At 59.1% G+C, this 10932-nt stretch carries 10 protein-coding genes and 2 pseudogenes; 11 read left to right on the top strand and 1 reads right to left on the bottom strand.

What is annotated here, in order from left to right; genetic code table 11:
* Positions 1-50: 50 nt before the first annotated feature.
* The 11 genes and pseudogenes from HTT03_RS07595 to HTT03_RS07545 all read left to right on the top strand — a co-directional run.
* On the top strand, positions 51-761 hold the full coding sequence (locus HTT03_RS07595) for an IS6 family transposase (protein ID WP_174857895.1): 711 nt from the start codon (positions 51-53) through the stop codon (positions 759-761).
* Between the two features lie 53 nt (positions 762-814).
* Positions 815-1168, top strand: a pseudogene (locus tag HTT03_RS07590) (DDE-type integrase/transposase/recombinase); the annotation flags it as partial.
* A 161-nt stretch (positions 1169-1329) separates the two neighbouring features.
* Positions 1330-2940 carry a cytochrome-c oxidase, cbb3-type subunit I gene (gene ccoN, locus HTT03_RS07585; protein WP_174859267.1) on the top strand — a complete coding sequence of 537 codons (1611 nt, stop codon included), beginning with the start codon at positions 1330-1332 and terminating at the stop codon, positions 2938-2940.
* A gap of 5 nt (positions 2941-2945) precedes the next feature.
* Positions 2946-3782 carry a cytochrome-c oxidase, cbb3-type subunit II gene (gene ccoO, locus HTT03_RS07580; RefSeq protein WP_174859266.1) on the top strand — a complete coding sequence of 279 codons (837 nt, stop codon included), beginning with the start codon at positions 2946-2948 and terminating at the stop codon, positions 3780-3782.
* Between the two features lie 10 nt (positions 3783-3792).
* Complete coding sequence (locus HTT03_RS07575; RefSeq protein WP_174859265.1) at positions 3793-3981, top strand: cbb3-type cytochrome c oxidase subunit 3; 189 nt, start codon at positions 3793-3795, stop codon at positions 3979-3981.
* Entirely contained in the window at positions 3978-4883 is a 906-nt protein-coding gene (ccoP, locus tag HTT03_RS07570) for a cytochrome-c oxidase, cbb3-type subunit III (protein WP_174859264.1), read from the top strand. Before HTT03_RS07575 ends, ccoP begins: the two co-directional genes overlap by 4 nt.
* Positions 4884-4981: 98 nt before the next feature.
* Positions 4982-6595 (top strand): cytochrome c oxidase accessory protein CcoG, encoded by a 1614-nt coding sequence (gene ccoG, locus HTT03_RS07565; protein ID WP_174859263.1) that lies wholly within the window; start codon positions 4982-4984, stop codon positions 6593-6595.
* Positions 6570-7046 carry a FixH family protein gene (locus tag HTT03_RS07560; protein WP_246253387.1) on the top strand — a complete coding sequence of 159 codons (477 nt, stop codon included), beginning with the start codon at positions 6570-6572 and terminating at the stop codon, positions 7044-7046. Before ccoG ends, HTT03_RS07560 begins: the two co-directional genes overlap by 26 nt.
* Positions 7043-9163, top strand: a complete 2121-nt coding sequence (locus tag HTT03_RS07555; RefSeq protein WP_174859262.1) for a heavy metal translocating P-type ATPase — start codon at positions 7043-7045, stop codon at positions 9161-9163. The genes HTT03_RS07560 and HTT03_RS07555 overlap by 4 nt, the downstream gene beginning before the upstream one ends.
* Positions 9160-9342, top strand: a complete 183-nt coding sequence (ccoS, locus tag HTT03_RS07550) for a cbb3-type cytochrome oxidase assembly protein CcoS (RefSeq protein ID WP_174859261.1) — start codon at positions 9160-9162, stop codon at positions 9340-9342. The genes HTT03_RS07555 and ccoS overlap by 4 nt, the downstream gene beginning before the upstream one ends.
* 207 nt (positions 9343-9549) lie before the next feature.
* Positions 9550-10130, top strand: a pseudogene (locus HTT03_RS07545) (transposase); the annotation flags it as partial.
* Positions 10131-10171: 41 nt separating this feature from the next.
* On the opposite strand, the gene HTT03_RS07540 reads toward HTT03_RS07545, so the two are convergent.
* On the bottom strand, positions 10172-10882 hold the full coding sequence (locus HTT03_RS07540; protein WP_174857895.1) for an IS6 family transposase: 711 nt from the start codon (positions 10880-10882) through the stop codon (positions 10172-10174).
* Between the last annotated feature and the right edge of the window lie 50 nt (positions 10883-10932).

Genomic DNA, 10932 nt, shown 5'->3' with positions numbered 1-10932 from the left:
GGGATCGTCAAGTTATTGCCCTCCGGAGGGCAGTTATGTAGCTCCGTGCGATGATCAGTCAGATTTCGGCACCGCGCCTGAAAGGCCACCGCTTTCCACGCTCCATCATTTCCTACGCGGTCTGGGCGTATTATCGCTTCTCGCTTAGCCTGCGTGATGTCGAGGATCTGCTGGCCGAGCGCGGTATCGTGGTGAGCTATGAGGCGATCCGGGCATGGGTGGGGAAATTCGGGCCGCAGATCGCTAAACGGGTCCGCGCTACGCGCCCGCGGCCCACCGACAAATGGCACTTGGACGAGGTGGTGATTATGATCAACGGCGTGCGACACTGGCTGTGGCGCGCCGTGGACAGCAACGGCGAAGTTCTCGACATCCTCGTGCAAACGCGCCGCAATGCGCGGGCGGCGAAGCGTTTCATTTCACGGCTGATCGCCCGCTGGGGAGAGCCCCGCGTCATCGTGACGGACAAGCTGCGCAGCTACGGCGCGGCCCTGCGGCAGCTCGGGCTGAACGTGGATCACCGGGCGCACAAGGGACTGAACAATCGTATTGAGGGATCGCACAGACCCACGCGAAAGCGCGAGAAAATCCAGGGCCGTTTCAAATCGGCAAGGCAGGCGCAAAGGTTCCTCTGCGCCCACGATGAAACCGCCAACCTGTTCCGCCCTCGCCGTCACAAGTTGACCGCCTCCAGATACCGTCAGAGCCTCGCCGCCGCGTTCGAGCGCTGGAACCACTGTGCGAAAAGCATGGCCGCGTGACAGAAGGTAGCGCACCCCCACTTTCGATCCCGGACAACAACTTGACGATCCCGGCCGCAGCTACTGCGTTTTTCGCGAAAGCCATTGGCAATAACGGTTGGCCAGACAAAGTTGTTATCGACAAGAGCGGATCGAATACGGTTGGATTGTTCAATATGAATTGCCTGCTCGTGATGTGCGGCTGGTGTTGGTTGATCACTGTCCGGCGCACGAAATATCTCAACAATATCATTGAGCAGGATCATAGGTTCATCAAGAAGCTCACCCGACCGATGCAGACCTTCAAATCGCTGAATTCCGCTTCGGCCACTCTTGCCGGGATTGAGGTCGCGCATATGATCCGGAAAGGTCAGTTCGATCAGTCCGAGCAGTCTGGCTTCGCGCAGTTCGCAGCACTCGCTGGATAAGTGCGCCCAGCTAAACAGCTTTCTCAAACTGGCGGAAACTTTGCGACACTACCGACCGTAACTATGTTAGCGAAATTAGACTGTTGTGGTTTTGACCTAGATCAAAGCGTAGCACTTCTTTACGTGAGATGCGTGTTCCAAAGTAAAGAGGGATTCGGGATATGTTCGACACGCTCAAGTTGATCGTGCTTGCGCTCATTATGTTCTTCGCAGCATTAGGAACGGATTGGGCGCGTGATCCAGCATATATGGTTCATGCACTGCTGATCATGATCATCGCGGGGGGGCTGTTTTTATGGCAGCTGCGTCAAATGCCTGTAGAAGCAAGCGGGATAGTCTCCGCCCCTGCGCCGCTAGGCTACATGGATGGACCTGTGCGCTACGGGGTAATTGCCACAGCGTTCTGGGGTGTGGTTGGTTTCCTCGCTGGGACCTTCATCGCTTTTCAGCTTGCTTTCCCGGTACTAAATTTTGAGTGGGCGCAGCCTTATACCAACTTTGGCCGCTTGCGGCCGCTGCACACTAGTGCGGTGATATTTGCTTTCGGCGGCAATGCGCTGATCGCGACATCTTTCTATATCGTGCAGCGCACCTCCGCCGCGCGGCTTTGGGGTGGCAATGCCGCCTGGTTTGTTTTTTGGGGCTATCAGCTATTTATTGTCTTGGCGGCCACGGGCTATCTTCTAGGGGCGACCCAATCCAAGGAATATGCTGAGCCAGAATGGTACGTAGATATTTGGCTGACCATCGTCTGGTTGACCTATCTCGCTGTCTTCTTCGGCACGATCCTGAAGCGACGCGAGCGGCATATTTACGTGGCGAACTGGTTTTTTCTGGCCTTCATCATCACTGTGGCAATGTTGCATGTGGTCAATAACCTGGCCATCCCAGTTTCCATCTGGGGGTCCAAGTCTGTCCAGGTTTTCTCGGGTGTACAGGATGCCATGACGCAGTGGTGGTACGGACACAACGCTGTGGGCTTTTTCCTCACCGCCGGTTTCCTTGGCATGATGTATTACTTTGTGCCGAAACAGGCCGGCAGACCGGTCTATAGCTACAAGCTCTCGATCATTCACTTTTGGGCGCTGATCTTTCTCTATATTTGGGCAGGTCCGCACCATTTGCACTACACCGCGTTGCCCGACTGGGCTGCTACACTCGGCATGGTGTTTTCCATCATCCTGTGGATGCCCAGCTGGGGCGGCATGATCAATGGCCTAATGACCCTCGAAGGCGCCTGGGACAAGATCCGCACCGATCCAATCATTCGCATGTTTGTGGCCTCGCTTGCGTTTTATGGCATGTCGACCTTTGAGGGGCCGATGATGTCGATCCGGGCCGTGAACTCTCTCTCACACTACACAGACTGGACCGTTGGCCACGTACATTCTGGCGCCCTTGGCTGGAACGGGCTTATCACTTTCGGCGCGCTCTACTTCCTGACGCCGCGGCTTTGGGGGCGGGCGCAGATGCATTCGCTTTCGGCGATCAATTTGCACTTCTGGCTCGCGACCGTGGGTATCGTGCTCTACGCGGCGTCGATGTGGGTGTCGGGCATTATGGAGGGCCTGATGTGGCGCGAGGTGGATGCCAATGGCTTCCTCGTCAACAGCTTTGCCGACACCGTTGAAGCAAAATACTTGATGTATGTGGTACGTGGTCTGGGAGGCGTTCTCTACTTGGCTGGCGGTGTCGTGATGGTCTGGAACATGTGGATGACCATCCGCTCCCCCGAAGCCCGTCCCATCACCGTCGCCCTGCCAGCGGAGTAAGATCAATGGCCAAGAACCCTCAAAGCCCGAATTATGACCCTGCTGATGATCCCAAAGTGGTGACTGCAAGCGAAGGTGTGAAACGCGGCAAAATCCCTAATGAACTGCCACCGGAGACGGAGGCGATCACTTTCCACCAGAGGTTTGAGCGCAACGCGACCCTGCTGCTGATCGCCTCGCTTGGCGTGGTCAGCATTGGCGGCATTATTGAAATTGCGCCACTTTTTTGGCTGGAGAACACTATCGAAGAAGTGGAGGGCATGCGCCCTTATTCACCGCTAGAGCTGGCGGGGCGGGAAATCTACGTCCGCGAGGGTTGCTATGTCTGTCACAGCCAGATGATCCGCCCGATGCGCGACGAGACTGAGCGCTACGGGCACTATAGTCTTGCCGCTGAATCGATGTATGATCACCCGTTTCAATGGGGCTCCAAGCGCACTGGGCCGGATTTGGCGAGGGTCGGCGGACGCTATTCGGACGAGTGGCATGTCGATCACCTGATGGACCCGCAGTCGGTCGTGCCGGAAAGTGTCATGCCGAAATATGCCTTCTTGATGGATGCGCCGCTTGAGGCGGACAACGTGACCGATCTGGTTGAGACCCACCGCATGGTAGGCGTGCCCTACAGCGATGAGATGATCGCCAGCGCCAGCGGGGATTTTCGCGTACAGGTCGATCCCTTCGGTGACTACGACGGACTGCTGGAGCGCTACCCTGGGGCGCAGGTGCGCAGCTTCGATGGCCAGCCAGGGGTGAGCGAAATGGACGCACTGATCGCCTATTTGCAAATGCTCGGGACGCTGGTCGATTTCTCGACCTTCGTGCCTGATGTCAGCCGCTGAGGACCCTAACATGGAAACTTATTCTTTCTTGCGTGAACTAGCTGACAGCTGGGCATTGTTGGTTCTTACACTCATCTTCCTAGGGGTGATCGGCTGGGCTTATCGCCCCGGCTCTCGCGCGCTGCACGATGATGCTGCGGATGTACCTTTTAGGAACGAGGACCCTAACCAGGCCCGCAATGACGGAGCTCGCCAATGACCGACAATCGCAAGATCGACCCCGAAACCGGGACTGAGACCACCGGCCATAGTTGGGATGGTATCGAAGAGCTGAACACGCCCTTGCCACGTTGGTGGCTCTGGACGTTTTACGCCACTGTCATTTGGGGCGTGATCTATACAATTCTCTATCCGGCCTGGCCGATGGTTTCGGGCGCGACCACGGGGCTGTTGGGTTATTCCACCCGCGCGGAGGTCGCCGACGAAATTGAGCGCGTGGACCTGTCTAACGCCGACCTAACCGAAAGCTTGGTCAGAGTTGACCTGGGCGTGCTGGAAGAAAACGAAAAATTACACCGCTTCGCCGTTCAGGCCGGGCGCTCGGTCTTTGCTGCCAACTGCTCTCAGTGTCACGGAGCAGGAGCAGGGGGCGTTGTGGCCTCGGGTTATCCAAACCTATTGGATGATGACTGGCTTTGGGGCGGCACGATGGAAGAAATCGCCTATACCGTACGTCATGGTATCCGAAACGAAGAAGATCCGGACGCGCGGTTCTCGGAAATGCCTCCTTTTGACTGGATGGAAGAGGCCGAATTAGACGCTGTTGCCCATTTTGTGCGCAGCCTGTCGAAACTTAAGCACGATGAAAGCGCCGCGATAGAGGGGGCCAGCCTTTACGCCGACAATTGCAGCGCATGTCACGATGAAAATGGGCTAGGCGACCGCGAGCTTGGTGCGCCAAATCTTGCCGACGCCATTTGGCTGCGTGGCAGCAGCCATGACGCGATCATGCGGCAACTGAACGCGCCCCGTATGGGGGTGATGCCGCCGTGGCAGGCCCGCTTGGGTGAAGCTGAAGTGCGTGCCGTGACTGCGTATGTTCATGGGCTGGGGGGAGGTGAAGCTGATGTAGGCAAATCAGAGGTAGAGCCTACTCAATGAAGTACGCTTTAGGTAGGATGCCCTAATTTGATAAAGGTCAATGCGGCTTGCACCTCGGCGGGATAGGCAGCTTGATGTAACCTGGAGAAAAACCGCCCATGTCCGACTCTGCCCCACCGCTTTTCGCTGCGCGTGAGCCGATCTTTCCTCGTCGGGTCAGTGGCTTTTTTCGCCGGCTAAAATGGGTTATTCTGATCCTCACGCTAGGGGTCTATTATATTACCCCGTGGATCCGTTGGGACCGAGGGCCAAATCTGCCTGATCAAGCGGTGTTGGTCGATTTGGCCAACCGGCGCTTTCATTTCTTCTGGATTGAGATTTGGCCCCATGAATTCTATTTCGTGGCCGGACTGCTGATCATGGCAGGGCTAGGGTTGTTTCTATTCACCTCGGCTCTAGGCCGTGTGTGGTGTGGCTATGCCTGTCCGCAGACCGTTTGGTCAGATCTATTCATGACTGTTGAGCGTTGGATTGAGGGTGACCGCAATGCTCGTATCCGTCTGCATAATGCTCCGTGGAGCCCGCGCAAAGCGCTGCTGCGTCTGAGCAAATGGGTAGTTTGGCTGCTCATCGCAGTGGCGACCGGCGGCGCGTGGGTCTTCTACTTTGCCGACGCGCCGACCTTGGCGCACGACCTCGTTACACTGCAAGCAGCCCCGGTGGCTTACGTCACGATCGCTGTTCTCACCGCCACGACGTTTATCTTTGGCGGCTTCATGCGCGAACAGGTCTGTATCTACATGTGCCCTTGGCCCAGGATTCAGGGCGCGATGATGGACCCCGGCACACTGACCGTCGGCTATCGCAAGTGGCGCGGGGAACCGCGTGGCAAGGGCGGAGTGAAACGTCAAAAGGTAGCGGCCGAAGCGATTGGCAGCGGCGATGCCGTGGCGCGCTATGGTGCGGCGGTTGACAAGAATACAGCCGCCGAACGCCAGTCGCGGAGCGGCGAGGTGCTGGGCGATTGTATTGATTGCAACGCCTGTGTCGCGGTCTGCCCGATGGGGATCGACATCCGCGAAGGCCAGCAGATGGAGTGTATTACCTGCGCGCTGTGCATTGACGCATGCGACGATGTGATGGCCAAGATCGGCCGCCCGCGCGGGTTGATTGATTATCTGGCACTTGATGACGAACCGCCGACCCAGCCGAAAGAAAGCGCCGAGGTCGCGGGTCTTGCCGAAACGCCCGCTGGCGATGTTGCCGGGGCCAGCCAACCCTCGTGGCAGCCCAAACCACTGTGGCAGCATATCTTTCGCCCTCGGACGATTTTTTATACTACTGCTTGGGCCGCCATCGGTGTGGCGCTAATTGTTGCCCTTTTCATCCGGCCCGAGATTGACATGACCATCGCCCCGGTTCGCAACCCAACCTACGTAACCCTTTCTGACGGGTCGATCCGTAATGCCTATGATATCCGCCTGCGCAACAAACACGGCGAAGCGCGGGATTTTCAGCTGTCGCTCGTGGCTGAGTCCGGTCTGCAACTGGCTCTCGAAGGCGCGCCCGACAATTTGGTCGAAGTTCCTGCTGACACCAGCCGTTTGCAACGGGTCTACGTGATCGCGCCCCCGCAAGCCCCTGCCGCCGGGCAGCAACGTAGTGACCTGCGGCTCTGGGTCGAAGACGTCATCTCGGGTGAGCGAGCCTATGGAAATACGATATTCAATGGGAAGGAAGACCGCAATGAACGCAGCGAAGATGCAGGGTAAGCGCCCTCTCACAGGGTGGCATGTGTTGGCAATCTTTGTCGGTGGTTTTTCGATCATAATCGCGGTTAACCTCGCCCTCGCGGTCAATGCGGTGCGGACCTTTCCCGGCAAAGAAACTGAGTCGAGCTACATCGCCTCGCAGAATTTTGACACCGACCGCGCGGCGCAGGACGCTCTGGGCTGGAATGTGCAAGCTCAGCTGACGGGCGCGACGCTTCGGCTCGCGGTGGAGGACGCAGACGGTAGCATCGTCATGCCAGAAATCATGGCGGCAACACTGGGTCGCGCAACAACCGTAGCCGATGACATGACCCCGGCTTTTGACTGGGACGGCCGCGCATGGGTCGCGCCGGTTATTGCCGGGTCGGGCAATTGGAACCTTCGGATCGAAATGCGCGCTGGCGACGGCACGCCGTTTCGGCGCCGCATCCCACTGCGGGTCCAGCGATGACTGTCGCTGCCTGCCCGGGTTGTATCGCGGTCGCGCCATCGGTTGAGGCCGTGGCAAAAACTGCGACCGAATTCGACACGGTCATCCACCTTGCGCTGCCGCAAATTCGCTGTGCCGCCTGTATCTCCGGGGTGGAAGGAGTGCTGGCTACACTTCCCTCTGTCCGAGCGGCAAGGGTCAACCTCGGGGCTAAGCGCGTACGCGTTGTCCTCGCCCAAGGATATGATGCCAGCGCAGCGCTTCAAGCGTTGAATAACGCAGGTTTTGACGCGCATGAACTGGACACCAGTGCCCTACGCCCTGCGGGTGATGACGAGGGGCGGAAGCTTTTGGCCCGCGCCGCCGTAGCAGGTTTCGCAATGATGAACGTAATGGCAGTTTCCGTCGCAGTATGGTCCGGGGCGGGCGATATCACGCGCGTAATGTTCCATTGGGTTTCCGCAGCCATTGCCCTGCCGGCTCTGGCATTCTCTGCGGTTCCGTTTTTTGCCTCGGCCTTTATCGCGCTGCGAGCGAGACGGATGAACATGGATGTGCCAATTGCGCTGGCGATCCTGCTGGCGGCGACGACATCTCTTTATGAGACTTTCGCCGCCTCCGGCGCGCATACATGGTTCGATGCAGCGTTATCGCTGACCTTTTTCCTGCTCGTGGGCCGCTACCTTGAGCATCAAGCGCGGGCCACGGCACGCTCTGCTGCGGCAGAACTGACAGCGCTGGAATTGCCACGTGCGACTCGGCTGACCGCAGAGGGTCGCGAGACTGTGGATGTGGCCGCGCTCATGCCCCAGGACCGGATCGCATTGGCCGCGGGCGCCCGAGCACCAGTAGATGGAATTGCCGAAGCTGCCGCGATGGTCGACCGATCGGCGCTCACCGGTGAGGCGGAGCCAATCGCCATTGCTTCCGGTGATCCGATTTGCGCGGGCGAAGTGATCCTCGGCAGCCCGCTATCCCTGCGCGTTACCCACCGGGCCGAGGATAGCACGCTGCGCCGCCTGGCGGCTTTGGTCGATGTGGCCGAAACCGGCAAACACCGCTACAGCGGGATCGCGGACCGCGCAGCGCAGCTCTATGCGCCGGTGGTACACGGGCTGGCCGCAGTGGCCTTCGTGGTCTGGTGGGGGCTGACGGGGGATTTGCATAATGCCATTGCTGTGGCCACAGCGACGCTGATTATTACATGCCCTTGCGCTCTGGCGCTTGCCATCCCAGCGGTGACCGCAGCAATGACGGGGCGGCTGTTTCGGGGGGGGGTGCTGCTGAAATCTTCCACTGCGCTGGAACGTCTGGCCGAAGTCGACACGGTGATATTTGACAAGACCGGCACGCTGACCGAAGGGGTGGCGCAACTGCCAGATCTTGACCCTGCCGCCGCCTCTGTGGCCTTAGGTTTGGCACAGGCCTCGGATCACCCGGCGTCGCGGGCCTTAGCGGCCGCGCTTGCTGATTATAGGCCCGCCACTTTAAGCGCTCTGAAGGAGGTGTCGGGCGAGGGGGTTTGTGGTCTGTGGAATGGCGCGTCCGTGAGGCTAGGGCGAGGTGATGACGGACCCGTACTTTATCTGCCGGACCGTTGTTTCCCTCTGCCGCTGAGCGAGACGCTGCGCACTGGCGCGGCTGCGGTGGTCAAGACGTTGCAGGCACAGGGGCTGGAGGTCGCGATGGTCTCTGGTGACACGCAGGCCCGCGCAAACGCTTTGGCGGCAAGATTGGGGATCAAGCTGGTTCATGCGAGGGTGCGCCCGGAAGATAAGGCGACCCTAGTGGGCGATATGGCCGAGCGGGGCAAGCGCGTGCTCATGGTGGGCGATGGGCTAAACGACACCGCCGCCCTCGCATCCGCGCATGCGTCGCTCGCGCCCGCCACGGCGCTTGATGCCGCAAGGGTCGCGTCGGATGGGGTTATGCTGGGCCGTGATCTATGTGCGGTAGAAGAGACCCTTCGACTGGCGCGTCGGGCGCGCAGCCGCATCCGACAGAACTTGGGTCTGGCCGCGGTCTATAACGCCGTGGCGATCCCCGTCGCCGTCATGGGCTTTGCGACACCATTGATGGCCGCAGCGGTTATGTCCTCTTCCTCCATTCTCGTCGTTCTGAATGCGGTGCGCCGATGAACATTCTAATTGTCTTGATTCCAGTTTCGGTTTTGCTCGGCGCAGCGGGACTTGCTGCCTGCCTTTGGACATTGCGCAATGGTCAGTATGAAGATCTTGAAGGTGATGCGGCGCGTATTTTGTTGGAGAGCGACGAACTGTCAGAGAAGGATGGCCACAATAGGCGCGAAGCCCGGTAGCCGGGGCTGAACCGCACAACCAACTACAGTTGATTCCGGCGTTGTTCCATTCGCACGACTGCAAAGCAGAGACAGGCGTATCCAAGTGCGGCGTCTTCGCAGTTTCGTTCTGCACTTGAAACGCAATCCGTGATATGGGTAATCCCCCCCGATCTTAGGGGGATGCGGAAGTAGAATTTTCTCGGAAGGATGAACGAGAAGATTCTGATGAAAAAGACACGATTTACCGAAGCGCAGATCATGAGTGTGTTGCGCCAGATGGAGGGTGGTGTGCCGGTCTCAGAGCTGTGCCGCGAGCACGGGATGAGCAGCGCCACGCTGTACAAATGGCGGGCGAAGTATGGCGGCATGGATGCGAGCCTGATCAGCGAGATGAAGGCCATGGCCGAGGAGAACCGGCGCCTGAAGCGCATGTATGCCGACGTCAGCATGCAGAACGATCTGCTCAAGGAGGCTTTGGGAAAAAAGTGATACGGCCAGCGAACCGCCGCGCGCTGGCCGAGAGAGCGGTGGCGATGAAGGGCGTCAACGTTGCGCTGGCGTGTCGGGCATTCTTTGTCAGCGAGACCTGCTACCGCTACAGCCCGAAGCTCAACGACGAGAACGAGCAGATCGCCGACCTGCTGCTCGGGCTAACGAAGGCAAAGAAGAGCTGGGGCTTTGGCCTGTGTTTCCTGTACATGCGCAACGTCCAGGGACATGGCTGGAACCACAAACGTGTCTACCGGATCTACCGCGAACTGGAACTGAACCTGCGGATCAAGCCCCGCAAGCGGTGGGATCGTCAAGTTGTTGTCCGGGATCGAAAGTGGGGGTGCGCTACCTTCTGTCACGCGGCCATGCTTTTCGCACAGTGGTTCCAGCGCTCGAACGCGGCGGCGAGGCTCTGACGGTATCTGGAGGCGGTCAACTTGTGACGGCGAGGGCGGAACAGGTTGGCGGTTTCATCGTGGGCGCAGAGGAACCTTTGCGCCTGCCTTGCCGATTTGAAACGGCCCTGGATTTTCTCGCGCTTTCGCGTGGGTCTGTGCGATCCCTCAATACGATTGTTCAGTCCCTTGTGCGCCCGGTGATCCACGTTCAGCCCGAGCTGCCGCAGGGCCGCGCCGTAGCTGCGCAGCTTGTCCGTCACGATGACGCGGGGCTCTCCCCAGCGGGCGATCAGCCGTGAAATGAAACGCTTCGCCGCCCGCGCATTGCGGCGCGTTTGCACGAGGATGTCGAGAACTTCGCCGTTGCTGTCCACGGCGCGCCACAGCCAGTGTCGCACGCCGTTGATCATAATCACCACCTCGTCCAAGTGCCATTTGTCGGTGGGCCGCGGGCGCGTAGCGCGGACCCGTTTAGCGATCTGCGGCCCGAATTTCCCCACCCATGCCCGGATCGCCTCATAGCTCACCACGATACCGCGCTCGGCCAGCAGATCCTCGACATCACGCAGGCTAAGCGAGAAGCGATAATACGCCCAGACCGCGTAGGAAATGATGGAGCGTGGAAAGCGGTGGCCTTTCAGGCGCGGTGCCGAAATCTGACTGATCATCGCACGGAGCTACATAACTGCCCTCCGGAGGGCAATAACTTGACGATCCC

It is taken from the genome of Sulfitobacter maritimus (assembly GCF_013346665.1).
Taxonomy (GTDB): Bacteria; Pseudomonadota; Alphaproteobacteria; order Rhodobacterales; family Rhodobacteraceae; genus Sulfitobacter; species Sulfitobacter maritimus.
The sequence above is the reverse complement of the archived record's forward strand: the minus strand, read 5'-3'. Positions and strand labels throughout refer to the sequence as shown.